The sequence below is a fragment of the Thermoanaerobacter sp. X514 genome (assembly GCF_000019065.1).
GTDB classification, from domain to species: Bacteria; Bacillota; Thermoanaerobacteria; order Thermoanaerobacterales; family Thermoanaerobacteraceae; genus Thermoanaerobacter; species Thermoanaerobacter pseudethanolicus.
Genome location: NC_010320.1, coordinates 1,707,560 through 1,733,572, shown reverse-complemented (window position 1 = coordinate 1,733,572; position 26,013 = coordinate 1,707,560). Strand labels below are relative to the sequence as shown.

At 33.9% G+C, this 26,013-nt stretch carries 28 protein-coding genes; 26 read left to right on the top strand and 2 right to left on the bottom strand.

Translation table 11 applies throughout. The annotated features are described in order from the left end of the window. Nucleotides 1–2 precede the first annotated feature (2 nt). The 22 genes from fabK (at nucleotide 3) to trpS (ending at nucleotide 19,580) form a co-directional block, all read left to right on the top strand. On the top strand, nucleotides 3–944 hold the full coding sequence (gene fabK / locus TETH514_RS08685; protein WP_012268728.1) for an enoyl-[acyl-carrier-protein] reductase FabK: 942 nt from the start codon (nucleotides 3–5) through the stop codon (nucleotides 942–944). A 4-nt stretch (nucleotides 945–948) separates the two neighbouring features. Continuing rightward, nucleotides 949–1,878 carry an ACP S-malonyltransferase gene (gene fabD, locus TETH514_RS08680; RefSeq protein WP_009052431.1) on the top strand — a complete coding sequence of 310 codons (930 nt, stop codon included), beginning with the start codon at nucleotides 949–951 and terminating at the stop codon, nucleotides 1,876–1,878. Between the two features lie 2 nt (nucleotides 1,879–1,880). Next, complete coding sequence (fabG, locus tag TETH514_RS08675; protein WP_003866667.1) at nucleotides 1,881–2,624, top strand: 3-oxoacyl-[acyl-carrier-protein] reductase; 744 nt, start codon at nucleotides 1,881–1,883, stop codon at nucleotides 2,622–2,624. Nucleotides 2,625–2,666: 42 nt separating this feature from the next. Beyond that, a complete protein-coding gene (acpP, locus tag TETH514_RS08670) occupies nucleotides 2,667–2,894 on the top strand; it encodes an acyl carrier protein (protein WP_003866668.1) in 228 nt (75 codons plus the stop codon). Between the two features lie 66 nt (nucleotides 2,895–2,960). Beyond that, nucleotides 2,961–4,190, top strand: coding sequence for a beta-ketoacyl-ACP synthase II (gene fabF / locus TETH514_RS08665; protein WP_003866669.1), 1,230 nt, complete (start codon nucleotides 2,961–2,963; stop codon nucleotides 4,188–4,190). After that, complete coding sequence (gene rnc, locus TETH514_RS08660; RefSeq protein ID WP_003866670.1) at nucleotides 4,162–4,902, top strand: ribonuclease III; 741 nt, start codon at nucleotides 4,162–4,164, stop codon at nucleotides 4,900–4,902. Before fabF ends, rnc begins: the two co-directional genes overlap by 29 nt. Then, the gene (locus tag TETH514_RS08655) at nucleotides 4,899–5,963 is read left to right on the top strand and encodes an elongator complex protein 3 (protein ID WP_009052430.1); all 1,065 of its coding nucleotides are present in this window, start codon (nucleotides 4,899–4,901) and stop codon (nucleotides 5,961–5,963) included. The genes rnc and TETH514_RS08655 overlap by 4 nt, the downstream gene beginning before the upstream one ends. A 105-nt stretch (nucleotides 5,964–6,068) precedes the next feature. Further along, nucleotides 6,069–6,329, top strand: a complete 261-nt coding sequence (locus TETH514_RS08650) for a stage V sporulation protein S (RefSeq protein WP_003869192.1) — start codon at nucleotides 6,069–6,071, stop codon at nucleotides 6,327–6,329. A gap of 49 nt (nucleotides 6,330–6,378) precedes the next feature. Further along, nucleotides 6,379–6,612, top strand: a complete 234-nt coding sequence (locus tag TETH514_RS08645) for a DUF2007 domain-containing protein (RefSeq protein ID WP_003866673.1) — start codon at nucleotides 6,379–6,381, stop codon at nucleotides 6,610–6,612. A gap of 42 nt (nucleotides 6,613–6,654) precedes the next feature. Further along, complete coding sequence (smc, locus tag TETH514_RS08640) at nucleotides 6,655–10,245, top strand: chromosome segregation protein SMC (protein WP_009052429.1); 3,591 nt, start codon at nucleotides 6,655–6,657, stop codon at nucleotides 10,243–10,245. Then, nucleotides 10,238–11,197: a signal recognition particle-docking protein FtsY gene (ftsY, locus tag TETH514_RS08635; RefSeq protein ID WP_009052428.1), complete on the top strand. Its 960-nt coding sequence runs from the start codon at nucleotides 10,238–10,240 to the stop codon at nucleotides 11,195–11,197. Before smc ends, ftsY begins: the two co-directional genes overlap by 8 nt. A 99-nt stretch (nucleotides 11,198–11,296) precedes the next feature. Continuing rightward, nucleotides 11,297–11,650, top strand: coding sequence for a putative DNA-binding protein (locus tag TETH514_RS08630; protein WP_003866677.1), 354 nt, complete (start codon nucleotides 11,297–11,299; stop codon nucleotides 11,648–11,650). A 13-nt stretch (nucleotides 11,651–11,663) separates the two neighbouring features. Next, on the top strand, nucleotides 11,664–13,004 hold the full coding sequence (ffh, locus tag TETH514_RS08625; RefSeq protein ID WP_003866678.1) for a signal recognition particle protein: 1,341 nt from the start codon (nucleotides 11,664–11,666) through the stop codon (nucleotides 13,002–13,004). 37 nt (nucleotides 13,005–13,041) lie between these two features. Then, nucleotides 13,042–13,302: a 30S ribosomal protein S16 gene (rpsP, locus tag TETH514_RS08620; protein ID WP_009052427.1), complete on the top strand. Its 261-nt coding sequence runs from the start codon at nucleotides 13,042–13,044 to the stop codon at nucleotides 13,300–13,302. A 25-nt stretch (nucleotides 13,303–13,327) separates the two neighbouring features. Continuing rightward, entirely contained in the window at nucleotides 13,328–13,555 is a 228-nt protein-coding gene (locus TETH514_RS08615; RefSeq protein ID WP_003866680.1) for a KH domain-containing protein, read from the top strand. Nucleotides 13,556–13,563: 8 nt separating this feature from the next. Further along, a complete protein-coding gene (gene rimM / locus TETH514_RS08610; protein WP_003866681.1) occupies nucleotides 13,564–14,067 on the top strand; it encodes a ribosome maturation factor RimM in 504 nt (167 codons plus the stop codon). Then, the gene (trmD, locus tag TETH514_RS08605) at nucleotides 14,067–14,792 is read left to right on the top strand and encodes a tRNA (guanosine(37)-N1)-methyltransferase TrmD (protein WP_009052426.1); all 726 of its coding nucleotides are present in this window, start codon (nucleotides 14,067–14,069) and stop codon (nucleotides 14,790–14,792) included. The genes rimM and trmD overlap by 1 nt, the downstream gene beginning before the upstream one ends. 22 nt (nucleotides 14,793–14,814) lie before the next feature. Beyond that, nucleotides 14,815–15,159, top strand: coding sequence for a 50S ribosomal protein L19 (gene rplS / locus TETH514_RS08600; RefSeq protein ID WP_003866683.1), 345 nt, complete (start codon nucleotides 14,815–14,817; stop codon nucleotides 15,157–15,159). Nucleotides 15,160–15,203: 44 nt separating this feature from the next. Continuing rightward, entirely contained in the window at nucleotides 15,204–16,037 is an 834-nt protein-coding gene (ylqF, locus tag TETH514_RS08595) for a ribosome biogenesis GTPase YlqF (RefSeq protein WP_009052425.1), read from the top strand. Between the two features lie 16 nt (nucleotides 16,038–16,053). Continuing rightward, entirely contained in the window at nucleotides 16,054–17,586 is a 1,533-nt protein-coding gene (locus TETH514_RS08590) for a YifB family Mg chelatase-like AAA ATPase (protein ID WP_009052424.1), read from the top strand. 62 nt (nucleotides 17,587–17,648) lie between these two features. Next, nucleotides 17,649–18,515, top strand: a complete 867-nt coding sequence (locus TETH514_RS08585) for a YitT family protein (RefSeq protein WP_003866686.1) — start codon at nucleotides 17,649–17,651, stop codon at nucleotides 18,513–18,515. Between the two features lie 81 nt (nucleotides 18,516–18,596). Beyond that, a complete protein-coding gene (gene trpS, locus TETH514_RS08580) occupies nucleotides 18,597–19,580 on the top strand; it encodes a tryptophan--tRNA ligase (RefSeq protein ID WP_003866687.1) in 984 nt (327 codons plus the stop codon). Here the strand turns inward: trpS and TETH514_RS08575 are convergent. Together TETH514_RS08575 and TETH514_RS08570 are read right to left on the bottom strand one after the other, a co-directional pair. Then, complete coding sequence (locus TETH514_RS08575; protein WP_009052423.1) at nucleotides 19,569–19,940, bottom strand: YraN family protein; 372 nt, start codon at nucleotides 19,938–19,940, stop codon at nucleotides 19,569–19,571. The two genes, trpS and TETH514_RS08575, sit on opposite strands and share 12 nt — an antisense overlap. Nucleotides 19,941–19,946: 6 nt before the next feature. Further along, nucleotides 19,947–20,675, bottom strand: a complete 729-nt coding sequence (locus TETH514_RS08570) for a ribonuclease HII (protein WP_009052422.1) — start codon at nucleotides 20,673–20,675, stop codon at nucleotides 19,947–19,949. An 89-nt stretch (nucleotides 20,676–20,764) separates the two neighbouring features. Between TETH514_RS08570 and dprA the strand changes: the two genes are divergently transcribed. From dprA to hslU, 4 genes are all read left to right on the top strand, one after another. Then, nucleotides 20,765–21,853, top strand: a complete 1,089-nt coding sequence (gene dprA, locus TETH514_RS08565) for a DNA-processing protein DprA (protein ID WP_009052421.1) — start codon at nucleotides 20,765–20,767, stop codon at nucleotides 21,851–21,853. A gap of 50 nt (nucleotides 21,854–21,903) precedes the next feature. Beyond that, nucleotides 21,904–23,985, top strand: a complete 2,082-nt coding sequence (gene topA, locus TETH514_RS08560; protein WP_009052420.1) for a type I DNA topoisomerase — start codon at nucleotides 21,904–21,906, stop codon at nucleotides 23,983–23,985. A gap of 79 nt (nucleotides 23,986–24,064) precedes the next feature. Next, complete coding sequence (hslV, locus tag TETH514_RS08555) at nucleotides 24,065–24,595, top strand: ATP-dependent protease subunit HslV (protein ID WP_003866693.1); 531 nt, start codon at nucleotides 24,065–24,067, stop codon at nucleotides 24,593–24,595. 12 nt (nucleotides 24,596–24,607) lie between these two features. Further along, nucleotides 24,608–25,987: an ATP-dependent protease ATPase subunit HslU gene (hslU, locus tag TETH514_RS08550; protein WP_009052419.1), complete on the top strand. Its 1,380-nt coding sequence runs from the start codon at nucleotides 24,608–24,610 to the stop codon at nucleotides 25,985–25,987. Nucleotides 25,988–26,013: the final 26 nt, after the last annotated feature.

Sequence of the window (26,013 nt, the reverse complement as noted above, 5' to 3'; positions counted from 1 at the left end):
ATATGTTTAAAACGAAAATAGTAGAAATGCTCAATATAAAATATCCAATATTTCAGGGTGGAATGGCATGGGTCGCAACTGCAGAACTAGCTGCTGCAGTGTCAAATGCAGGAGGTTTAGGAATAATAGGAGCAGGTAATGCACCTGCCAGTTTTGTAAGGGAACAGATACGGAAGGCAAGAGAACTTACTGATAAACCTTTTGGCGTCAATGTAATGCTTTTGTCTCCTTTTGTTGATGAAGTTATGGAGGTTATTTTAGAAGAAAAAGTAGAAGTTATAACTACTGGAGCAGGGAATCCAGGTAAGTACATACAAAGACTTAAAGAACGGGGTATTAAAGTTATTCCTGTTGTGCCTTCAGTAGCATTAGCAAAAAGAATGGAGGACATTGGGGTAGATGCTGTTATTGCTGAAGGAACAGAATCGGGAGGTCATATTGGAGAATTGACGACTTTGGCGTTGGTACCTCAAGTAGTAGATGCTGTTAAAATTCCAGTCATCGCTGCAGGAGGAATTGCTGATGGACGGGGTTTTGCTGCGGCTTTTTGCTTAGGTGCTTCGGGAGTTCAAATGGGAACTCGGTTTGTATGCTCTACTGAATGTACTGCTCATCCTCGTTACAAAGAATATATTTTAAAGGCAAAAGACAGAGATGCTGTGGTTACAGGGAGAAGCACAGGTCATCCAGTCAGGTCATTAAAAAACAAACTGACAAGAGAATTTGAAAAGTTAGAACAAATGGGTGCTCCTAAGGAACAATTAGAAAAATTAGGAGAAGGAAAATTAAGAGCAGCAGTAGTAGACGGTGATGTAGAATACGGGTCTGTTATGGCAGGGCAAATTGCAGGACTTATAAATGATATTAAACCTGTTAAAGAAATAATAGAGGACATAATAAAACAAGCAGAGGAAGTAATTGACAATTTGAATAAAATGAGGTGAAAAAATGAAAGTAGCTTTTATTTACCCCGGGCAAGGTGCCCAATATGCTGGAATGGGCAAAGAAATATACCAAAAATACCAAGAGGCAAGAGAAATTTTTGAAAGAGCAGATGAAGCTTTAGGGTTTAGCATATCTAAACTTTGTTTTGAAGGACCAGAAGAAGAACTTATGAAAACAGAAAATACTCAGCCGGCCATTTTAACGGTTTCTGTTGCTTTAACAAAGGTTTTGCAAAAGAGAGGAATAAAGGCTGAGGTTACTGCAGGATTGAGCTTAGGAGAGTATTCCTCTTTAGTATTGGCTGAAGCTTTAGATTTTGAAGATGCGGTTCGTTTAGTGAAAAACAGAGGAAAGTATATGCAAGAAGTAGTACCCCAAGGAGTGGGTACTATGGCAGCAATACTGGGACTTGAAAATGAAGCAGTAGAAGAGATATGTCGTATTGCATCACAAGTTGGAATAGTAGAACCTGCTAATTATAACTGCCCTGGACAATTAGTTATATCTGGAGAAGTAAAAGCTGTGGAAAAAGCTGTCGAGCTAGCCAAAGAAAAAGGTGCAAAAAGAGCAGTAGTATTGGCAGTAAGTGCTCCTTTCCACTGCAGCATGCTAAAAAAAGCAGGAGAACTTTTGGAAAAGGATCTAGAAAAAATAGAAATAAAAGAGTTAAAAATTCCTGTAATATCAAATGTAACAGCTAACTATGTTACAAGGGAAGAAGTTAAAGATTTGCTCATAAAACAGGTGAGTCATCCTGTGCTATGGGAACAATCTGTAAAAAGAATGATTGAAGATGGAGTAGATACTTTTGTTGAAATAGGTCCAGGAAAGACTCTTACAGGTTTTGTTAAAAAGATTGACAGAACCAAAGCTGCCTATAATTTTGAAGATGAGGAGTCTCTTTTAAAGACTCTCTCTGCTTTGGAGGGATAAGTATGGAAACTGAAAGAAAAACTGCTTTTATAACCGGTGGGTCAAGAGGAATAGGACGTGCTATTGCTGTACGTTTAGCAAAAGATGGATTTAATATTGTTGTCAACTATTCAAAAAGCGATAAAAGTGCTGAAGAGGTTGTAAAAGAAGCAAAAGAGTATGGAGTAGAGGCAATGGCTGTCAAATGTGATGTCTCTAAATACGATGAGGTGGAAAAAGCGATAGATAAAATTGTAGAAGAATTTGGTAGTATAGATGTGGTAGTAAATAATGCGGGAATTACAAAGGATAATTTAATTTTGAAGATGGATGAAAGCGAGTGGGACCAAGTAATAGATGTAAATTTAAAAGGTACATTTAATGTAATAAAATTTGCCTCAAAGTATATGATAAAAAAGAGAAAAGGGAAAATAATAAATATTACATCTGTTGTGGGAATAATGGGAAATGCAGGTCAAGCTAATTATGCTGCTTCTAAAGCAGGAGTGATAGGACTTACTAAATCTGTTGCAAAAGAGTTAGCGAGTAGGGGAATAACAGTAAATGCTGTAGCTCCTGGCTTTATTGAAACAGATATGACAAGTGTGTTAAAAGATGAAATAAAAGAAAATATGTTAAGGAGCATTCCTTTGAAAAGAGCTGGAAAACCGGAGGATGTAGCTGAATTAGTTGCTTTTTTGGCGAGTCCCGCTTCAGATTACATTACTGGGCAAGTAATAAATGTTGACGGAGGAATGGTTATGTAATATTATCATAATGTATAATTTTTGAGAGGAGGTGAAGAAGGTATGATTTTTGAAAAAGTAAGGGACATAATAGCCGAACAACTCGGCATTGATCCAGAGGAAATAACGATGGAGTCATCTTTTATAGATGATTTAGGAGCAGACTCTTTGGACATAGTAGAGCTCATAATGGCTCTGGAAGAAGAGTTTGATATTGAAATTCCTGATGAAGATGCTGAAAAGATTAAAACGGTAGGTGATGTAGTAGAATACTTAAGCAATCTTGAATAATTGAGGTCCCGCGTTGCGGGACTTTATGCAATATAAAATTTTACTCTATTTTGGAGGTTTTAACCGATGAACAGAGTAGTTGTAACGGGAGTAGGAGTCATTACACCTTTAGGTAATACTGTAGAAAAATTTTGGAATTCTTTAATAAATGGTGAGTCTGGAATAGACACTGTTACCAAATTTGACGTGTCTGAGTTTCCTACTAAGGTAGCAGCAGAAGTAAAAGATTTTGAACCCACTTTATACATAGACAAAAAAGAAGCAAGAAGAATGGATAGGTTCATCCAGTTTGCTGTTGCCAGCGCGAAGTTGGCATTAGAGGATTCACAAATTGACCTTTCTAAAGTTGATTTAAACAGGTTTGGGGTCATTTACGGTACAGGCATAGGAGGAATTGAAACTTTTGAGAATCAGTTGAAAATTATGCATGAAAAAGGTCCCGGAAAAGTAAGTCCCTTTTTCATCCCTATGATGATAGCAAATATGGCAGCAGGTCAAATTGCAATAACTTTTGGGCTAAAAGGGATAAACGAGACTATAGTAAATGCCTGTGCTTCCAGTACTAATGCTATAGGAGAAGCTTTTAAAGCTATTCAACGGGGAGATGCAGACCTTATAGTTACAGGTGGTACTGAAGCCGCTATAACTCCTATGTCTTTTGCAGGCTTTTGTGCAATGAAAGCTATGTCCACAAATGAGGACCCTAAAAAAGCCTCCCGTCCTTTTGACTTAAATAGAGATGGTTTTGTAATGGGAGAAGGGTCTGCAAGCTTAATTTTAGAATCTTTAGAACATGCACAAAAAAGAGGAGCTAAAATTTATGCAGAGATAATAGGTTATGGTGCTACAGATGATGCTTACCACATAACTGCTCCTGCGCCAGAAGGAGAAGGAGCTGCTCGTGCAATGGAAGCAGCTTTAAAGGACGGAAAAGTAAGTTTTGACATGATAGATTATATCAATGCTCATGGAACTTCCACTGAATATAACGACAAATTTGAAACAATGGCTATAAAGAAGGTCTTTAAAGACCATGCGTATAAACTCTATGTAAGTTCTATCAAGTCTATGGTAGGCCATTTATTAGGAGCAGCAGGGGCGATAGAAGCTGTTGCTACTGTTTTGACTATAAAAAATGGCATTATACCTCCTACTATTAATTACGAAACTCCTGATCCAGAGTGCGATTTGAATTATGTGCCTAACAAGGCTATAGAAAAAGAAGTAAATTATGCGATTTCTAATTCCTTTGGCTTTGGAGGACATAATGGGACATTACTTTTTAAAAAATTTTAAAAGAGGTATGGAAGTGAAAAGAGAAAATTTGTCTGAATTAGAGGAGAGAATAAATTATAGTTTTAAAGATAAAAATTTGCTTATAGAGGCTTTAACTCACAGTTCATGGGCTCACGAAGGTAAAAATAGCAAGATTAGCAATGAAAGATTGGAGTTTTTGGGAGATTCTGTTCTAAGCCTTGTAATAAGCGAGTATTTGTACAAGAATAGAAAAGATTTAGAAGAAGGTTCTCTTTCTAAATATAGAGCTGAAATAGTTTGTGAGCCCTCCCTTGCTAGATGTGCAAGAGAAATAGAATTAGGCAACTTTTTGCGCATTGGCAAAGGAGAAGAACTGACTGGAGGAAGAGAAAGGGATTCTATTCTTGCAGATGCTATGGAAGCGATACTGGCTGCTGTATATCTGGATGGAGGGTTAGAAGTTGTTCGCAATGTAATTTTAGAATTGTTCAAAAATATCATTGAAGAAGTTTTGGAAGGGCTTATTTATCGCGACTATAAAACAAAACTGCAAGAAGTTGTTCAAAGCATGGAAATAGGGAAAATTATCTATGAGCTAATAGAGGAAATGGGCCCTGACCATAATAAAACTTTTGTAACCCAAGTGCGGATTGGAGATGTAATATTAGGAAAGGGTTATGGTAAAAGTAAAAAAGAAGCTGAGCAAGCTGCGGCTATGGAAGCATTGATTAAATTGGGGATATTGAAATGAAAAAAAAGATGTATATAATACCACTTTTTATACCCCATTTAGGTTGTCCTTTTAAGTGTGTTTTTTGCAATCAAAATTCAATAACAGGCCAACAACAGGAGATAACAGAAGAATACGTAAGGCAAACCATAGAAACCCATTTAAAAACTCTTCCAAGTAATGCAGAAATAGAGGTATCTTTTTTTGGTGGAAGTTTTACAGGAATACCACAGGATAAGCAAAATCTCTACTTGGGAATTGCGAAAGAATATTTGGACAAAGGCAAAATAGATGCTATTCGTTTGTCTACTCGTCCTGATTATATAGACACCGAGATTTTACAAAATCTTAAGAGATACAAAGTTTCAATAATAGAACTTGGAGTACAGTCAATGGATGAAGAAGTGCTTTTAAAAAGTAGAAGAGGTCATACAAGTGAGGATGTCGTAAAAACTGTGAATCTAATTCGACAGTATGACTTTAAATTAGGATTACAAATAATGATAGGACTACCTGGAGATAACTTAGAGAAATCTTTAAATACCGCTTATAAGATTGTGGAGTTGAAACCTGATTTTGTGAGGATTTATCCTACTTTGGTGATTAAAAATACTTATCTTGAAAGAATGTATAAAGAAGGAAGATTTTTCCCTCTAACGTTGCAAGAGGCTGTTGAAATCTCAAAGAAAATGTATATAATTTTTATTAAGAATAATATTGACGTCATTCGTATTGGACTTCAAACGACAGAAAATATTAATTACAATAAAGATGTAGTAGCAGGTCCTTTTCATCCTGCGATGGGACAATTAGTTGAGTCAAGTGTTATTCTTGACATTCTCATAAGGGTATTTGAGGATAAAAATATAAGGAACACAAAGGTTACAATTTTTTCTAATGAAAGGCGGATTTCCACAATTATAGGGCAAAAAAAATTCAACAAGTTGTTTTTAGAAAAAAAATACAACGTAAAAATGGAATTTAAAATATTAAATAGTCTGACTGACGACAAAATAGTTGTTTGTACTGATAAAAAGATTATGCGTATTTCTATAACCGATTTTATAAAAAATAATTTTTAAAAAAATTTTATAAAAAAGAAGGAAATATTGGTTTTTTATCGAATATATAAATATATATCAAATGTATTCATTTTCACAATAATGTATGAAGGAGGTTATTTTACAGTGGAGGTTCTAAAAGTATCAGCTAAATCTAAACCTAAGTCTGTAGCAGGTGCATTAGCAGCCGTCTTAAGAGAAAAATCTTCAGCAGAAATTCAGGCGGTTGGGGCAGGTGCAGTAAATCAAGCGGTTAAGGCTATTGCAATAGCAAGGGGGTTTGTGGCGCCAAATGGCATAGACTTAATTGCGATTCCTGCCTTTTCAGAGATTGAGATAGACGGCGAAATGAGGACAGCAATAAAATTTATTGTAGAACCAAGATAATCTAAACCTGCTTTTTAGCAGGTTTTATTTTTATATAGAGGTGATTTTGATGGAAGGCTTCGTTAAAATTTTAGTGTTAGAAAATGAAATAGAAGCGAAATTGATAGAAGGCATTTTAAAAGAAAAGGGGATACCACATTTTATAAGAAGTTATCATGATACGGCTTATGATGGATTGTTTCAAATGGTAACAGGATGGGGAGAGATATTAGCACCTTCTTTTTATAAGGAAGAAATAGAGGAGATTGTAGAAGAAATACGAAAAAATGAAGATGAAATTTAAATGTAGATGTGGTAAAATGGAAGGTGCATAAGGAGTGGTGGTATGTACCTTAAGAAACTTGAACTTCAAGGCTTTAAGTCTTTTGCAGACAAAGTAACTCTTAATTTTGAAAAAGGTGTAACAGCAATTGTAGGTCCAAATGGAAGTGGCAAAAGTAATATTTCTGACGCTATTAGATTAGTTCTGGGAGAACAAAGTATCAAAAGTTTAAGAGGTTCTAAGTTAGAGGATGTAATTTTTGCAGGTAGCGAGAATAGAAAACCTTTAGGTTTTTGTGAAATAAATCTCACCCTTGATAATTCCGATGGTTATCTTCCTTTTGATTATACAGAAGTAGTTATTACCAGAAAAATTTTTAGATCTGGCGAAAGTGAGTTTTTTATAAATAAAACTCCTTGCCGTCTTAAGGACATATACGAGCTTTTTTTAGATACAGGAGTAGGAAAAGAAGGCTATTCAATAATAGGACAAGGTAGAATAGACGAAATCCTATCTGCGAAACCAGAAGATAGAAGACAAATTTTTGAGGAAGCAATAGGTATTTCAAAGTACAGATATAAAAAAGAAGAAGCAGAAAGGAAACTCACAGCAGCTAATGATAATCTACTTCGTTTAAACGATATAGTTGTAGAATTAGAGAAGCAGCTTACTACTTTGGAAACGCAAAAAAGCAAGGCAGAAGAGTTTTTAAAACTTCATCAGGAAAAAAGAAAAGTAGATATAAGTTTATATATTCAATTAGCAAAGAGGTCTATGAATCAGTACGATGCTTTAAAAGGAAAATATGAGAACTTAAAAAATCAATTAGATGTAAAAAAAATACATAAAATCAATCAAGAGGAGAATTTGTTATATAAAGAAAAAGAAATTCATGACTTAAAACAGCAATTGGACAGTGAAAAAGAGGAATATCACAATAAGTTAAGAGAGATAGAGATAGTCTCAGGAAAAAGGGAATTAATAATAGAGAAGCTTAGAAATTTAGAAGAAACCTCTCGACTTTACAGGGAGGAGTTAGAAAAAATTGCAAAACGTGAGGAAATTTTGAGGGAAGAACTTAAAAGGGTAGAGTCTAATGTAGCCCTTTTACATGTTAACAAAAAAGAATTAGAAGAGAAATTAAAACAATTTCAGGAAGAATATATAAGTTTACAAAAGCAGCAAAAAGATAAGATAGAAGAAGTTGAAAAAGCTAAGGAAGATATAATTGAAATTTTAAATAGCATAGCAGATGTGAAAGGAAAATTGTCTTTGAACAATTCTCTAAAGGAAGAGGCAATAAGTAGGCAGCAAAATTTAAAAAAGCATATAGAGGAAATTCAAAATCGAATAGAAATTTTGGATAAAGAAAAAAATAAAATTGTTGAAGAATTACAAATTTTACAAAAAGAACTGGATAAAAAGAATCAGCAAAGGATTACTAAACAGCAAGCTTTACAAAAAATTGATAATGAGCTGATTTTGAAGGAAGATACTTTAAAAGTTATTAAAGAAGAAATTGAGAGAAAAAGGTCACGACTTTCTATTTTAGAGGAAATGGATAAAAATTACGAAGGCTATAGTGGAACTGTGCGGAACTTGTTAAAACTCTCTGAAAATATTCCTTCTTTTAAAGAAAACATAATAGGAGTAGTGGGGGAACTTTTAGAGGTTGAAAATACTTATAGCACAGCAATTGAGGTAGCATTAGGCTCAAGTATACAGAATATAGTTATAAAATCTTCTGAGGGAGTAGCGGAAATAATTGAAAGGTTAAAACAAAAAGATTTAGGAAGAGCTACTTTTTTGCCTCTTGATTTAATCCGTGGGAGGGGTCTTTCTCAACAGGAAAGCAATATTTTGACTGAGAAAGGCGTAATTGGAGTTGCTTCTAAGCTAATAAAGTATAACGATAATTTAGAAGAAATTTTTAATTTTTTGTTAGGCCGTGTTATTATAGTAGATACCATTGAAAATGCAGTGAGGTTATCTAAAAAATATAATCAAGCTTATAAAATTGTAACATTAGAAGGAGAAGTTATAAATCCAGGGGGTGCAATAACCGGTGGCAGTTTAAAACCTAAACTTCAAAGCATCTTTAAAAGAAAAGAAGAGATAACTAAACTGAAAAAAGATATTGATAGTTTAAAAAATCAACAAGAAATATTGGGGGAAGAAATTGGGCAAAAAATAAATGATAAAATTCATGAAGAGGAGCAAATAGAATTATTGAACAAAGAAATTTTTGATATTAGCTACAATATAACTTCTAATGAGCAAAGGAGGATTTCATTAGAAAAAGAAATAGGAAATTTATTAAATCAACTAGAAAATTATACTTTAGAAATTGATGAATTAAAGGAAAATGTTAGAAATTATCAACAAGAAATTGACCGGTTTTTAAAAGAGTTAGAAAGCTTAGAAAAAGAAAAAGAACGATTGGATGCTTTGATCAATGGCTTTAAAGAAAAAAACAATAAAGGAGAGGAAAATTTAGCAATTTTAGATAAAGAAATCACTGCTTTGAAGATTGAAATCGCTAAAATCGAACAAAAGCTCCAGAATGAACTTCATAACTTAAAAGATAAACGGCAAGAATTTGATAGAGAAAAAAACAATATAGTAGAGAAGGAAAAGAATATTAAAGAAATAGAAAGCTTAAAGGTCAATTTGAGTTTAGATAGGGAAAAGTTGCAAGGAGAAATATATAAATTACAACAAGAAGTAAAAAAAATTCAAAAAGATATTTCTTCTTTAGAAGATAATATTTTCCAAGAAGAAGAGGATTTACAAAAGCGTAAAGAAAAATTTTCGATTTTACAACAAGAATTTACTAATATTAATGAAGAATTTCATAAGGTAGAAATGGAAATGCAAAGATTCCAGATAGAGATTGACAATATCAAAAATAGGCTTTGGGAAGAATATGAATTGACCTTAGACAGAGCTTTTGAAGAAGCTGAAGAAGGCGAGATTTCAAAATTAAGACAAAGAGCAGATCATTTGGCAAAGGCTATAAAAGGATTAGGTAATGTGAATATAGATGCTATTGAAGAATATAAAGAGGTAAAGGAAAGGTATGATTTTTTAAAATCTCAGATGGAAGATATTATAAAGGCAAAGGAATCTTTGATTTCTGTAATCGAAGAAGCAAATAAAATTATCAAAACAAAATTTAAAGATGGTTTTGAAATCCTACAGATTCAATTTAAGGAGACGTTTAGGCGACTTTTTGGAGGGGGTAATGCAGAGTTAATACTTACTGATGAAGACAATCTTTTAGAAACAGGTATAGAAATTAAAGCACAGCCCCCAGGAAAGAAATTGCAAACCCTTTCTCTTCTTTCAGGAGGAGAAAAGGCATTAGTTGCTATTTCCCTTTTATTTGCAATGCTAATTATAAAACCTACTCCTTTTTGTATATTGGATGAGATAGATGCAGCATTAGATGATGCAAATGTGGAGAGATTTGCTGAGTTTCTGAAAGAATTGTCAAGAGATACTCAGTTTATAGTTGTAAGCCACAGAAAAGGGACAATGATGGTGGCAGATGCGATATACGGTGTAACAATGCAAGAAAAAGGAGTTTCCAAATTGTTATCCCTTAAACTAAATACTGACGACAAAATAGGAGGCTTGGTAAAACATGCTTAATTTTTTTGACAAATCTAAAAAAGAATCCGAAACTGCTGAAGAAAAAAAAGGTTTTTTTCAAAAGATTAAAGAAGGACTTTTAAAAACAAGAGAAAATTTGACTTCTAAAATAGATAGTATTGTTACAATAGGTAGAAAAATTGACGAAGAACTTTTGGAAGAATTAGAAGAGATTTTAATTTTAGCTGATATAGGTATTAGTACTACTTCTAAGATTATAGAAGGAATACGTCAAAAGGCAAAAGAAAGAAAGATTTATGATGCATCTCAAATAAAAGAACTTTTAGCTGAAGAAGTTTATGAAATTTTGCAAAAGGATGTAGAACCTTTTACCTTGACTTCTCCTATGGTGATATTGAACGTTGGGGTAAATGGAGTAGGAAAGACTACTACAATTGGAAAATTAGCTTATTTGTACAAAAAAGAAGGCAAAAAAGTTATGCTAGCAGCAGGTGATACTTTTAGAGCTGCAGCTATTGACCAGTTAGAAATATGGGCAGAGAGAGTTAACTGTCCAATTATCAAACACCAAGAAGGCTCAGATCCAGCTTCTGTTATTTTTGATGGCATTCAAGCCTCAAAAGCAAGGGGAATAGATATACTTATTTGTGATACTGCAGGTAGACTCCACAATAAAAAGAATCTGATGGAGGAATTGAGGAAAATTCGCAAAGTTATAGATAGGGAATATCCTGAAGCGAGGGTTGAAACCTTTTTAGTTTTAGATGCTACAACTGGTCAAAATGCTCTTCAACAGGCGAAAATATTTAAAGAAGTTTCTGATATAACCGGTATTGTACTTACCAAATTAGATGGAACGGCAAAAGGTGGAATTGTTGTAGCTATAAAATCAGAATTAAATGTACCTATAAGATATATAGGAATTGGGGAAGGAATAGAGGATTTGCAAGCTTTTGATGCAAAATCTTTCGTTTCTGCTATTTTTCAGTAAATTAAATCGCAAAAAAATGAAAAAACACAGCTTGACAAAAAGCAGCCCTTCATATAAAATCTTAATGTAAAGGTTAGGACCTTAACGGGTGGGATTTTTGTGGATGATGATTTTTTATTTATGACTCTTTTGTATGATTTTTATGGTGCTTTGCTTACAGATAAGCAAAGAGAAATTTTTGAGATGTACTATTTAAATGATTATTCTCTTGGAGAAATTTCCGAACTTTTGGATATCTCACGGCAGGGAGTTTATGACACTTTAAAAAGAGCAGAAAGCTCGTTAGAGTTTTTTGAGGAAAAGTTAGGGTTGGTAAAAAGACATCAAGAAATAATGAATAAACTGGATAAGATAAAAAAGGGCATTGAAATAATACGGGAAAGAGAAAGAGACCCAGAAATTTTAAAAATTATTGAGGAGATAGCTCGTGAAATAGAAGAGCTAAATCTGTAGGAGGTAAATTTTAATGGCTTTTGAAAGCCTATCTGAAAGGCTGCAGGAAATCTTTAAAAAGTTAAGAGGAAAAGGAAAACTCACAGAAAAAGATATAAAAGAAGCTATGAGGGAAGTAAAAGTTGCCCTCTTAGAAGCGGATGTCAACTTTAAGGTAGTAAAAGACTTTATAAACTCTGTTACAGAAAAAGCTTTAGGACAAGAAGTGATGGAAAGCCTGACCCCGGGGCAACAGGTGATAAAGATAGTCAATGATGAGCTTATAGCCCTTATGGGGTCTACTCAAAGCCGGTTAAATATAGGGAATAAAGTTCCTGCAGTTATAATGATGGTTGGACTTCAAGGTTCTGGAAAGACCACTGCTTGTGGGAAATTGGCAAACTTGTTAAAGAAGCAGGGAAAAAATCCCCTACTAGTAGCCTGTGACGTCGTCAGACCGGCTGCGATAAAGCAGTTACAGGTTGTAGGAGCTAATGTAAATGTACCAGTTTTTACAATGGGGGACAAAGTAAACCCTGTTGATATTGCAAAAGCTTCTATTGATTATGCAAAGTCTCATAACTCTGACGTAATTATCATAGATACTGCGGGTAGGCTTCACGTAGATGAAGAATTAATGGAGGAACTTGTAAATATAAAAAAAGCTGTACAACCAGATGAGATTTTGTTAGTAGTAGATGCGATGACAGGTCAAGACGCAGTAAACGTAGCGTCTTCCTTTAATGCAAGGTTAGATATAACAGGAGTTATATTGACAAAATTGGATGGAGATACGAGGGGTGGAGCAGCTCTTTCTATTAAGGCTGTTACACAAAAACCTATAAAATACATTGGAACAGGTGAAAAACTAACAGACTTAGAGCCCTTTTATCCTGATAGAATGGCCTCTCGTATTTTGGGAATGGGAGATGTTTTGACTTTAATTGAAAAGGCCCAAGCAGCAATTGATGAGAAAAAGGCACAAGAGCTAGGGCAAAAGCTTTTAACAAAACAGTTTACACTGGAAGATTTCTTAGAACAATTGCAGAGTCTTAAAAATATGGGGCCTTTAGACCAACTTCTCAGTATGATCCCTGGAATGAACAAAAACATGCTTAAAAATGTGGACTTTTCAGAAAAAGACTTAAAGAGGATAGAAGCCATTATTCAATCTATGACTAAAGAAGAAAGGCAAAACCCTTCTATTATAAATGGCAGTAGAAAGAAAAGAATTGCCAAAGGCAGCGGTACCACCATCCAACAGGTAAATAGCCTCTTAAAACAGTTTGAAGAAACTAAAAAGATGATGAAGAAATTTGCTGATATTGACAAAGACCTAAAGAAAGGTAAAATGAGGCTGCCTTTCTTTAGATGATATCGGAAGGTGGGCAACTTTTGAAGGAGGTGAGAAAGTGGCAGTCAGAATAAGATTAAAAAGGTTTGGGGCTAAGAAAAGACCTTTTTACAGGATAGTAGTAGCAGATTCAAGATCACCAAGAGATGGAAGGTTTATTGATGAGATAGGATATTACAATCCTATAGCCCAGCCTGCTGAAATAAAAATAGATGTTGAAAAGGCTAAAAAGTGGCTTAGTGTTGGTGCCCAACCTTCAGATACTGTAAAGTCACTGTTTAAAAAAGAAGGTATAATTGGCAATAGTGTATCTCAATAATCCTCTCTTGTGAGGAGGTGTAATAATGGGAGAATTGGTTAAAACTATAGCCAAGGCGTTAGTTGACAATCCTGATGCTGTAGAAGTCAATGAAATTGAAGGACAGCAATCTGTTATCATAGAGCTTAAAGTTGCTCCCGAAGATATGGGAAAAGTAATTGGGAAACAGGGAAGGATTGCTCAAGCAATTCGCACGTTGGTTAAAGCTGCTGCCTTAAAAGAAAAGAAACGTGTGATTGTTGAGATAATTTAGGTGGTGGTATGGCTGATTATTATAATGTAGGAAAAGTTACTTCTGCCCATGGCATTAAGGGCGAAGTTAAAGTATATCCTCTTACCAATGTTCCCGAAAGGTTTTATGACCTTGAGTATGTATGGATTTTTGATGACCAACAAAGGCCCCACAAATATGACATTGAATATGTCAAGATTATATCTAAAGGAGTTTGTGTAAAATTAAAAGGAATTGATACTAGAGGCGATGCAGAAAAATTAAAAGGGGCCTTTTTAAAAGTTGACTCTCAAAATGCTTTGGAGTTAGAAGAAAATGAATATTTCATCAAAGATTTAGTCGGGATGAAGGTGTATACAGAAGAAGGAAGTTTTCTGGGTACATTGGTAGAGGTACTTAAGACAGGTGCAAATGATGTGTATGTAATAAAAACTGAGGAGAGGGAAATACTAATTCCTGCTATAAAAGAAGTGGTTAAAAAAGTTGATGTTGACAATAAAGTAATGGTGGTCCACCTTCTGGAGGGGCTATGATGATTTTTGACGTTTTAACCCTATTTCCTGAAATGTTTGATAGTGTTTTATCCTATAGTATATTGAAAAGGGCTATTGAAAAAGGAAAAATAAAAGTTAATTTGATAAATATAAGAGATTTTTCAAAGGATAAACACAAAAGAGTAGATGATTATCCTTATGGAGGCGGGCCAGGAATGGTGATGATGCCTCAGCCTCTCTTTGATGCAATTGAATTTGTAAAAAGTCAAGGAAATATCCCTGTATATTACCTTGGTCCTAAAGGTAAAATTTTTAATCAGGAAATGGCGGTTAAGATGTCTAAATTAGAAAGAATAGCCCTTTTGTGTGGCCACTATGAAGGAATAGATGAAAGAGTCTATTCTGTCATTGATGAAGAAATTTCTTTAGGAGATTTTATATTGACAGGCGGAGAGATAGCCGCCATGGCTATCATTGACGCTGTAACAAGACTTATTGAAGGAGTACTTTCACACTCTCAAAGTGCTATAGAAGAATCCTTTGCTAATAATTTATTGGAATATCCACAGTATACAAGGCCAGAAGTTTTTAGAGGTATGAAGGTGCCAGAAATTTTACTAAGTGGTAATCATGCCGAAATAGCTAAATGGCGAAGGCAAAAGTCTTTAGAGATAACTCTTTTAAAACGGCCTGATTTGCTTAAAAAGGCTGTTTTGACTGAAGAAGATAAAAAGTTTTTAAGAGAAAAAGGGTTTGACATTTAGAAGGTGGAAGGAGGGAAAAATAATGGACTTAATAAAAGCAGTTGAAAGTCAGCAGATGAGAAAAGACTTAACTCCTTTTAATGTAGGAGATACTATAAGGGTACATTATAAGGTTATTGAAGGAGATAGGGAAAGAATTCAGCCTTTTGAAGGGATAGTAATTAAAAAGAGTGGATCAGGTTTAAGAGAGACTTTCACTGTAAGACGTGTATCTTATGGCGTTGGAGTTGAAAGGACTTTTCCACTTCACTCTCCAAGAATTGAAAAGATAGAGGTTATAAGGAGAGGTAAAGTCAGAAGAGCAAAATTGTATTATTTGAGAAAGAGAGTAGGAAAAGCTGCTACAAAGATAAAGGAATTAATGTAAAAAGGGGTTATAAACCCCTTTTTTAAATATGTGGAGGAATTGATATGATACAGTGGTATCCTGGACATATGGCAAAATCTAAAAAGGAGATAGTTTCTAACCTTAAGTTAGTAGATGTAGTATACGAAATAGTAGATGCGAGAATACCTAAAAGTAGTAGAAACCCAGATATTGATGATATTGTAAAAAATAAAAAAAGACTTATACTCCTAAATAAAGCTGATTTAGCAGATGATGTAATTACGGATTTATGGATAGAATATTTCAAGGGAAAGGGAATAGAAGCGGTAAAAGTTAATTCAATTACAGGATTTGGCCTTAAAGAGATAAATGAAGCAACTAACAAAGTTTGTCAAGATATTTTGGAGAAGAAAAAGCAAAAAGGAATGATTCCAAGGCTGAGAGGAATGATTGTAGGTGTTCCAAATGTTGGTAAATCTACTTTTATTAATAAATTAATCGGCAGTAAAAGGGCAAAGACTGGCGATAAGCCGGGGGTGACAAGGGCTTTGCATTGGATAAAAACTCCTTATTTCGACCTTTTGGACACTCCTGGCATACTCTGGCCAAAATTTGACGATAAAAAAGTAGGAATTATGTTAGCAATTACTGGAGCTATAAAAGATGAAATATTGGACATAGAAGAAATAGCATTAAACTTAGTAGCAATCTTAAAAAAGTATTATCCCAATTATTTGATGTCCCGCTATAAAATTGATAAAATAGTAAATGAGGATTTTGAACTTTTAAAAGAAATAGGTAAAAAAAGAGGTTGTTTACTTGCAAGGGGAGAAGTAGATACATTAAAAACTTCTCATATTTTGTTGGAGGATTTTCGAAAGGGGAAATTGGGGAGGATTTCTCTGGAAAGACCATAAGGGGGATTTGATTTTTATGCTTTCTAAAGTAAAAAGTATGGCAGTCTTAGGGATAAATGCCTATGTGGTAGAGGTGGAGGTAGATTTATCTACAGGAATTCCTTCTTTTGATATTGTGGGCTTGGGCGATACAGAAGTTAAGGAAGCAAGAGACAGAGTAAGGTCTGCTATCAAAAACAGTGGCTTTGAATTTCCTCTCAAAAAAATTACTGTAAATTTAGCACCAGCGGATACTAAAAAAGAAGGTACTGCTTTTGATTTGCCTTTGGCAATAGGAATTTTAAAATGCACAGAGGAGATAAAAGAGGAAAAGGAAGATATAGCCTTTGTAGGTGAACTTTCTTTGGACGGAAGCCTAAGAGGCGTAAATGGTATACTGCCAATGGTAATCGGGGCAAAGGAAAAAGGTATATCCTCTATTGTTGTTCCTTATGAAAATGCTTATGAAGCGGCAGTTGTTGAGGGGATAAAAGTATATCCTATGAAAAATTTAAAAGAAGTGGTTGAATTTTTAAATGGAGATAGGGAAATAGAATCTTTTACTTTAGATATTAATAGTTTTTTTGATAATGTAGAATACGACGTAGATTTTGCTGAAGTAAAAGGACAAGAAAATGCAAAAAGGGTACTTGAGATTGCCGCTGCCGGAGGCCACAATGTGCTAATGATTGGCCCTCCTGGAGCGGGTAAAACTATGTTGGCAAGGCGTTTTCCTACTATTCTTCCTCAGTTAAGTTTTGAAGAGGCTTTAGAAGTTACCAAGATATACAGTATAGCAGGATTGCTTCCAAAAGGTACACCTCTTATCACTACTCGACCTTTTAGAGCTCCTCATCATACTATCTCTACAGTTGCTTTAGTTGGGGGAGGAAAATATCCTAAGCCTGGGGAAGTATCCCTTGCCCACTATGGAGTGTTATTTTTAGATGAGATTCCTGAATTTAAAAAAGATGCAATAGAAGTTTTAAGGCAGCCATTAGAAGATGAAGTGGTTACAATTACTCGTGTAAATGGTAGTTTTAGTTATCCGTGCAAATTTATTTTGATTTTAGCTATGAATCCTTGTCCTTGTGGCTATTATGGCGATGATACTCGCGAATGCCATTGTAGTGTAAATGAAATAAGAAGATACCAAAATAAGATTTCAGGACCTTTGTTAGATAGAATTGATTTACATGTGGAGGTAAAACCTCTTAAAAAAGATAAATATTTCGAAGAAGAAACGCCATCGGAAAGTTCCAAAGAAATTCGCGAACGAGTCATAAAAGCACGAGAAATGCAACTTAAAAGGTATAAAGGTACTGGTATATACTTTAATTCTCAATTAAAAGGAAATATGCTGAAAAAATATTGCAAACTTGATGAAGATACTAAAAAATTTTTAAATGAGGCTTTCGAAAAGTTTTATTTAAGTGCAAGAGGATATAATAAAATTTTAAAAATAGCTCGTACAATTGCTGATTTAGAAGGTGCAGAAAATATTAAGTTTGAGCATGTAGCAGAAGCATTACAGTATAGAATTGTTGATAGCAAATATTGGTATAAATAAAAATTACAATAAAAATTTTATGTAAAGTAATTAAGTCTCAATTGTGATAAGAAGGTGTTAGCTTGGAGATAACAAGTTTTTTTAATAGAGAAAGTATAAAAAATATTTTCTTTATTCTTATAGGGACTTTAATGTCTGCTATTGGTATTAACATGTTTATTGTTCATGCTAAACTTTTAAGTGGAGGAGTCTCTGGCATTGCACTTATTATACAGTATTTAACAAAGTTTCCTGCAGGATACATTATTTTTTTGCTAAACATCCCACTTTTAATTTTGAGCTATAAAAAAGTAAATTTAAGGTTTACAATTTTTACTATTATAGGTACTGTATCACTTTCTTTGTTTTTGGTGCTTACTTATTCAATAAAAAATATCTTACATATAAATGATCCATTACTTTTGAGTTTATACGGCGGAGTGTTAAATGGTTTAGGTATGGGAATAGTTTTTAGTAATCACGGGTCAACTGGCGGGTTAGATATAATTTCTGTAATTGTAAAAAAGAAATATGATAATTTTGAAATTGGGCATATTTCTTTTATCGTTAACTTTTTCATTGTAGCTATCGGAGCAGTATTTTTTGGTTTAACCAGTGCTCTTTACACTCTTGTCTCAATGTACATTACTTCCTATATGGTGGATAAAACTATAAAAGGTTTTAATAGACAAAAAATGGTGCTGGTGGTTACTGATAAAGTAGAAGAAGTGAGCAAAGAAATAATGACTACATTAAAAAGAGGGGTTACTTTGCTTCATGGAGAGGGTGCTTATACCAAAGAGAACAAAAAGGTTTTATATTCCATTGTGTCTTTAACACAGCTTCCACAACTTAAACTTATTGTACACCAAATAGATGAAAATGCTTTTATCTCTATATTAGATGTAGCCGAAGTCCATGGAAAAGGATTTATGAGGGAATTATTTTAAATTTCATTGCAAATTTTGAAATTTTCTCTTATAATTTTTTTTAAACGACATAAAATACTCAATTGAAAAGGAGTTGATAGCTTGAAAAAAGTTTTTTCAGGAGTACAACCCTCGGGAGATATTCACATAGGTAATTACTTGGGTGCAATGAGACAATTTGTTGCGCTACAAGATGATTATGAATGCTTTTTTTGTGCCGTTGATTTACATGCTTTAACAGTTCCTCAAGACCCTAAAGTTTTAAAGGAAAAAACTATTGAATTGGCAGCACTTTACCTTGCAATAGGCTTAGATCCTAAAAAAGTTACCATTTTTATTCAGTCTCACGTTCCTGCCCATGCAGAATTGGCATGGTTGCTACAATGTATAACCTATTTTGGTGAATTGAGCAGGATGACACAATTTAAGGATAAAAGCAAAGGAAAGGAATCTGTTTCAGTTGGACTTTTTACATATCCGGACTTGATGGCAGCAGATATACTTTTATACAATACCCATTATGTTCCTGTAGGAGAAGACCAAAAGCAGCACTTAGAACTGACAAGAGACATTGCGCAGCGTTTTAACAACAGATTTGGTGAAACTTTTGTAGTTCCTGAGCCTATGATTTTAAAACTTGGTGCGAGAATAATGAGTCTTACTGACCCTACTAAAAAGATGAGTAAAAGTGACAGTGATCCAAATAACAGAATCAATCTTTTGGACGAGCCTTCTTCAATTAAGAAAAAGATAATGAAAGCAGTAACTGATTCTGAGAGTGAAATAAGATTGGATTGGGATAATAAGCCAGGAGTCAGCAACCTTTTGACTATTTATAGTTTGTTTACAGGCATGGAAATAGAAGAAGTTATAAATAAATTTAACGGACAGGGTTATGGCACTTTAAAGAAGGAATTAGCAGAGGTCGTAATAGATAAATTGACTGTTATACAAAAAAATTATAAAGACCTCAGTAGAGATTATGTTTTGAAGGTTTTAAAGGAAGGGGCGGAAAGAGCCCAAGCTGTTGCTGAAAAAACTTTGAAAGAAGTAAAAGAAAAGGTGGGATTGATATTAAAAGATTAAAAAGGCGTTGGGGAAATGACTTAGTTTTTCAAAGGCTAATGTATCAGGATTTAAATAAATCTCAATCACGTCAAAGCGAGGCTGAAAATTTCGAAATTTTTCTGTTGTAGCTAAGTACAATTGGGCAATTTTCAATATTCTTTGTTGTTTACGAAAATTTACAGCTTCACTTCCAGTTCCAAAAGAGGTAGAGGTTCTTGTTTTTACCTCTACAAAAACTATTTCTTTTTTGAATAGAGCTATTATATCTATTTCCCCAATTTTGCATTTAAAATTTTTCTCTAAAATTTTATAACCTGATTTTAATAGATATTGGGCAGCTATTTTTTCTCCTAAGCTGCCTATTGTTTTTTTGTTCAATGTTTTTCATCCTTTCAGAATTTTTTCAATAAAAGTCTTTCTGTGGATAGGACAGGGACCGTATTTTTTTAAAGCTTCAATATGTTCTTTTGTACCATAACCTTTGTTTTTTTCAAAATTATACTGAGGATAGATTTTGTGGTATTCTTTCATTATTTTATCTCTTTCAACCTTTGCCAGTATAGAGGCAGCAGCTATAGAAATACTTTTTGAATCTCCTTTTACTATAGCTTTTTGATTTATCTCTATTTGAGGAATGGTAATAGCATCTACTAAAAGGTAATCAATTTTTTGTTGTATTTTTGAAATAGCAATCTGCATGGCTTTGTAGGTAGCATTTAATATATTTATTTTATCAATTTCTTCGCAATCAACTATTCCAATGGCATACGAGATAGCTACTTTTTTTATTACCTCCGACAATACTTCTCTTTTTTCTTCAGATAGTTTTTTCGAGTCATTTATCTCAGGGATGAAAACTTCTTTAGGAAGTATTACACAGGCGGCAACTACTGGTCCTACTAAAGGACCTCTTCCCGCCTCGTCTACTCCAGCAATGAAATTTAAATTTAATTGATATAATTGATTTTCATAGTATTTTAGGTTATTTATTCTTTCTATTTCTTTTTCAAGCCACTTTTTAGCTGCTTCATTTAAGCTGAGAGATTGAAAGTCACAAAAGGGATTTTGGTATAAATAGTTTTTGAGTTGGCGTAGGTTATATAAGTTTGACATTGTATCACCTTTCTTTTTTCTTTATTTTATCACAGGTTATGTATTATAATAAAGATAATTAGGGAAAACGATGTTAAAGGGGAGTAATTATGGGAAGAGAAAAGATTTTTAAAATATGGCTAAGTACTGTCAAAGGAATAGGGTATAAAAGTTTTGTTCAATTGATGGAATTTTTCAAAACTGCGGAAGAGGTGTATAAAGCGAAAGAAATTGATATTTTTAAAGCAATAGGAAATAGAAAATTAGTACAAAATATAATAGAAGCTCAGAAGTTGAACCCTTTTGATTATATAGAAAGATTGCAAAATTTAAAAATAAGTGTATATACATTAGATGAGGAGGAATATCCGAAAGAATTAAAAAATATTTATGATCCACCTCCTGTTTTATATTTGAAGGGGAATATAAATTTAAAAGATAATTTGTGCATTGCCATGGTGGGCTCAAGAAATGCTACTTTTTATGGGAAACAAGTGGCACAAAAATTGGCATATGAGCTATCAGAAAGAGGCATAACAGTTGTAAGTGGCATGGCAAGAGGAATCGATAGTTTTTCTCATATAGGAGCTTTGAAGGAAAGAGGAAAAACTATTGCTGTTTTAGGAAATGGTATAAATATAGTTTATCCAAGAGAAAATAAAAAGCTGATGGAGCAGATTAGTGAGAAGGGATTACTGGTTTCTGAGTTTCCTCTTGATGCTCCTCCGCTGCCACAAAATTTTCCTCTGAGAAATAGAATCATAAGCGGGTTATCTCTTGGAGTAGTGGTAGTGGAAGCAGGAATAAAAAGTGGATCTTTATTGACGGCTCAATTTGCCTTAGAACAAGGAAGAGAGGTTTTTGCAGTACCTGGGAATATAACGAGTGCTTATAGCAGAGGAACAAATGAGCTCATAAAACAAGGTGCGAAAATTGTAATTGGTGTTGAGGATATTTTAGAAGAATTTAATTTAAGAGAGGATGTACAACAAAAGATTGAAGAAAATCTTATATTTCCTCTTACGGAGGAAGAGAAAGAAGTGTACGATTTTATTTGTGAAGCTCCAAGAGATATAGAAGAAATAGCAGGCTATGTGAAAATAAAAATCTCAAAAGTTAATGCAATTTTATCTTCTTTAATGTTAAAAGGTATGATTGAAAAACTTCCTGGCAATAAATATGAGAAAAAAATATTTTGATAATTGTCAAAAACTTTGATATAATTATAAATTGTTTTGGAGGTGTCGAAATGGCAAAATCTCTCGTTATTGTGGAATCTCCAGCTAAAGCTAAGACCATCTCTAAATTTTTAGGCAAAAATTTTAAAGTAGCAGCCTCCATGGGACATGTTAGGGATTTGCCTAAAAGTCAATTAGGTATCGATATTGAAAATAATTTTGCTCCTAAGTACATAACTATCAGGGGAAAAGGGGCTATTATAGAGAATTTAAAAAAAGAAGCAAAGGATGCAGATAAAATTTTTTTGGCCACTGACCCTGACAGAGAAGGAGAAGCAATTTCCTGGCATATTGCCCAATTGTTAAATTTGAATATTGAGGAGCCTTGTCGCATAGAATTTCACGAGATTACAAAAAATGCAGTGCAAACTGCTCTTAAAAGCCCTCGCTCTATAGATTTAAATTTGGTAGATGCGCAACAAGCCAGGAGAATTCTTGATAGATTGGTAGGATATAAAATAAGTCCCCTTCTTTGGAAAAAAATAAAGAGGGGACTAAGTGCAGGCAGAGTTCAATCAGTAGCAGCTAGGCTTATCTGCGACAGAGAAAGAGAAATAGAAGCCTTTGTGCCAGAAGAATATTGGAGTATTACCGCGATTCTCTCTGATGAGAAAAACTCTGGCAAGTTTGAGGCAAAATTCTACGGTACCAGAGAGGATAAAGTTGAGTTAAAGACAAAAGAAGATGTAGACAAAATATTAGCAGCATTGTCTGAAGAATACATTATAGATAAAGTAAAAACAGGTGTAAAAAAGAGGAATCCTTCTCCACCTTTTATCACTAGTACTTTGCAACAAGAAGCTTCGAGAAAATTGGGATTTACTGCAAAAAAAACTATGTTAATCGCACAACAATTATATGAAGGCGTAGAAATCAAAGGAGAAGGCAGTGTAGGTCTTATTACTTATATAAGGACTGATTCTACAAGAGTCGCAAATGAAGCTAAGGCTGAAGTCTATAAATACATAGTTGAAAAGTTTGGAAAAGAGTATACCAATCCTGAAGCAAATTATGCTTCTAAAAGAGCCAATGTACAGGATGCTCACGAGGCTATAAGACCTACTTCTATTTATAGGGATCCGGAAAGTATAAAAGATTCTCTAACGCCAGACCAATATAAATTGTACAAACTAGTTTGGAGTAGATTCCTAGCAAGTCAAATGGCACCTGCGATTTACGATACTGTTTCTATGGATATAGTAAATAATGGATATGTTTTTAAAGCCTCCGGTTCTAGCATTAAATTTTTAGGTTTTATGACAGTGTATGTAGAAGGAACAGATATGCAAGAAGAGGAAGAAAAAACTGTACCTGTGCTTCAAGAAGGAACCAAATTGTTTTTAGAGGAATTAAAGCCAATGCAACATTTTACCCAGCCTCCGCCTCGATATACAGAAGCTTCTTTGATTAAAGAATTAGAAGAAAAAGGAATAGGCCGTCCCAGTACTTATGCTCCTACTATCTCTACTTTGTTAGAAAGAGGATATGTGGTAAAAGATAAAAAGAATTTAAAACCTACAGAATTAGGTTTTATTGTGACAGACGCATTAAAGGAGTTCTTTTCCAAAATTGTAGATGTAAAATTTACTGCTGAGATGGAAGAGCAGCTGGATAAGATTGAAGAAGGTCAAGTGAAGTGGTATGAAGTGGTGCAAGAGTTTTATGAAGACTTTTATAATACTTTGAAAATTGCTGAAGAACAAATGGAAGAGATAGACGTAAAGGAAGAAGTAGAAGTAACTGACATTAAATGTGAACTTTGCGGGAGAAATATGGTTGTAAAGAAAGGCAGGTATGGAAAATTTCTTGCTTGTTCTGGTTTTCCTGAATGTAAAAATACAAAACCTTTGTACGAAAAGGTTGGTGTGAAATGCCCTAAATGTGGTGGAGAAATTGTAAAGAAAAAGAGCAAAAAAGGGCGAACGTATTACGCTTGCGAAAATGCACCTAATTGCGATTTCATATTGTGGGATAAGCCCGTTGATGAAAAATGTCCTGTTTGTGGTAGCTTGTTAGTAGAAAAAAATACAAAAAATGGTCATATACTAAAATGCTCTAATCCAGAATGTGATTATCAAAAAGAAGTTAAATGAATTTAACAAAAATTTTGAATTAATTCTTGAAGCATTGTGAAAAATGTGTTAATATTAAACTATCTAAAGGGGTGTAAACATGTTTAAGGGTACTACCATAATTGCTGTGAGAAAAGGCGCTAAAGTGTCAGTGGCTGGTGATGGGCAGATTACCTTTGGAGAAAATACAATCTTAAAACATGGCGCGAAAAAAATTAGAAGATTATACAATGGAGAAGTAATAGTGGGATTTGCTGGTTCGGTAGCTGATGCTTTGACTCTTTCGCAAAAATTTGAAGAAAAACTGGAACAATATGGTGGGAATTTAAAGCGGGCTGCAGTAGAGCTGGCACAGGAATGGAGAAAAGACAAGATTTTAAGAAAGTTAGAGGCTCTTTTGATTGCGGTAGATAAAAAGGATACCTTACTAATTTCTGGCACTGGGGAAGTTATTGAACCAGATGAGGATGTGATCGGGATAGGATCTGGAGGAAATTATGCTATGGCTGCAGCCTTAGCGCTACGGTATAATACTGATTTAGATACAGAAGATATAGCAAAAAAAGCTTTAGAGATAGCTTCAAAGATTTGCGTTTACACTAATAACAACATAACAGTTGAGACTTTATAGGGGGTGCTTTAAGTGAAGAATTATACTCCCAAGGAGATTGTAGAGGAATTAGATAAGTATATTGTAGGACAAAAGGAAGCTAAAAAGTCAGTAGCAGTGGCTTTAAGAAATAGATATAGGAGAAATCTTTTATCTGACGATTTTAAAGAAGAAGTGACCCCCAAAAATATAATTATGGTAGGCCCTACTGGAGTAGGAAAGACAGAGATTGCTCGAAGAATTGCGAAATTAGTAGAAGCTCCTTTTGTTAAAGTGGAGGCTACTAAGTTTACTGAGGTAGGATACGTAGGACGAGATGTGGATTCCATGGTTAGAGACCTTGTAGAGGCTGCTGTAAGAATGGTAAAAGAGGAAAAATTAAAAAAAGTTACTGAAAAAGCGAAAAAAATTGCAGAAGATAGACTAATTGATTACATAGTCGGAAAAAGAAAAAAACAGGCTAAAAATCCTTTTGAAATGTTGTTTAATTATCCTGCAGCCGAGAAAAGTGAAGAGACAGAAGAAGAAAGTATGCAATATAAAAGAGAAGAAATAAGGCAAAAGTTAAGAAATGGCGAGCTAGATAACTATGTAGTGGAAATAGAAGTAACAGATACATCTACACCAATGATGGAGATGTATACTAATTTAGGGTCCGAAGAAATGAACATAAATTTGCAAGATATATTTGCTGACATTTTACCTAAAAAGAAAAAAATTAAAAAAGTTCCTGTTTATGAAGCAAAAAGAATTCTAGAGTCTGAAGAAGCTCAAAACCTTATAGATATGGATGAAGTAATTGAAGAGGCTATTAAAAGAGCAGAAAACGATGGAATAATTTTCATAGATGAAATTGACAAAATTGCCAGCAGTGGTTATACAGCAGGACCAGATGTATCAAGGGAAGGAGTTCAAAGGGATATTCTTCCTATAATTGAAGGTTGTACAGTAATGACAAAATACGGTCCTGTTAAGACAGACCATATATTGTTTATAGCAGCTGGTGCTTTTAACATTGCAAAAGTGTCTGATTTAATCCCGGAGCTACAAGGAAGATTTCCTGTAAGAGTTAGTTTAAAACCTCTCACAAAAGAGGACTTTATAAGAATATTAAAGGAGCCTAAAAATGCTCTTACAAAACAGTATCAAGAGCTTTTAAGAACGGAAGGAATAGAAGTTAAATACACTGATGAAGCAATTGAGGCTATTGCAGAAGTAGCATATCTTATAAATCAACAATCGGAGGACATTGGCGCAAGAAGATTGCACACTGTCATGGAGAAGTTGTTTGAAGAATTATCTTTTAATGCGCCAGACCTGAAAGGACAGCAAATAGTGATAACTGAAGAGTATGTAAAAGAGCAATTAAAGGATAGTCTCAATAAATACGAAGTTAATAAATACATTTTATGATAATAAAAAAACATAGGAGGATTAAA

Bases quoted from the DNA above. Each gene is read 5' to 3' on its own strand.
- fabF (WP_003866669.1), top strand. From the start codon at position 2,961: ATGAACAGAGTAGTTGTAACGGGAGTAGGAGTCATTACACCTTTAGGT.
- dprA (WP_009052421.1), top strand. From the start codon at position 20,765: ATGGGAAGAGAAAAGATTTTTAAAATATGGCTAAGTACTGTCAAAGGA.
- rnc (WP_003866670.1), top strand. From the start codon at position 4,162: ATGGGACATTACTTTTTAAAAAATTTTAAAAGAGGTATGGAAGTGAAA.
- TETH514_RS08655 (WP_009052430.1), top strand. From the start codon at position 4,899: ATGAAAAAAAAGATGTATATAATACCACTTTTTATACCCCATTTAGGT.
- TETH514_RS08590 (WP_009052424.1), top strand. From the start codon at position 16,054: ATGCTTTCTAAAGTAAAAAGTATGGCAGTCTTAGGGATAAATGCCTAT.
- trmD (WP_009052426.1), top strand. From the start codon at position 14,067: ATGATTTTTGACGTTTTAACCCTATTTCCTGAAATGTTTGATAGTGTT.
- ftsY (WP_009052428.1), top strand. From the start codon at position 10,238: ATGCTTAATTTTTTTGACAAATCTAAAAAAGAATCCGAAACTGCTGAA.
- fabG (WP_003866667.1), top strand. From the start codon at position 1,881: ATGGAAACTGAAAGAAAAACTGCTTTTATAACCGGTGGGTCAAGAGGA.
- TETH514_RS08570 (WP_009052422.1), bottom strand. From the start codon at position 20,675: ATGTCAAACTTATATAACCTACGCCAACTCAAAAACTATTTATACCAA.
- acpP (WP_003866668.1), top strand. From the start codon at position 2,667: ATGATTTTTGAAAAAGTAAGGGACATAATAGCCGAACAACTCGGCATT.
- rplS (WP_003866683.1), top strand. From the start codon at position 14,815: ATGGACTTAATAAAAGCAGTTGAAAGTCAGCAGATGAGAAAAGACTTA.
- fabK (WP_012268728.1), top strand. From the start codon at position 3: ATGTTTAAAACGAAAATAGTAGAAATGCTCAATATAAAATATCCAATA.
- hslV (WP_003866693.1), top strand. From the start codon at position 24,065: ATGTTTAAGGGTACTACCATAATTGCTGTGAGAAAAGGCGCTAAAGTG.
- ffh (WP_003866678.1), top strand. From the start codon at position 11,664: ATGGCTTTTGAAAGCCTATCTGAAAGGCTGCAGGAAATCTTTAAAAAG.
- topA (WP_009052420.1), top strand. From the start codon at position 21,904: ATGGCAAAATCTCTCGTTATTGTGGAATCTCCAGCTAAAGCTAAGACC.
- TETH514_RS08645 (WP_003866673.1), top strand. From the start codon at position 6,379: ATGGAAGGCTTCGTTAAAATTTTAGTGTTAGAAAATGAAATAGAAGCG.
- fabD (WP_009052431.1), top strand. From the start codon at position 949: ATGAAAGTAGCTTTTATTTACCCCGGGCAAGGTGCCCAATATGCTGGA.
- smc (WP_009052429.1), top strand. From the start codon at position 6,655: ATGTACCTTAAGAAACTTGAACTTCAAGGCTTTAAGTCTTTTGCAGAC.
- rimM (WP_003866681.1), top strand. From the start codon at position 13,564: ATGGCTGATTATTATAATGTAGGAAAAGTTACTTCTGCCCATGGCATT.
- TETH514_RS08615 (WP_003866680.1), top strand. From the start codon at position 13,328: ATGGGAGAATTGGTTAAAACTATAGCCAAGGCGTTAGTTGACAATCCT.
- ylqF (WP_009052425.1), top strand. From the start codon at position 15,204: ATGATACAGTGGTATCCTGGACATATGGCAAAATCTAAAAAGGAGATA.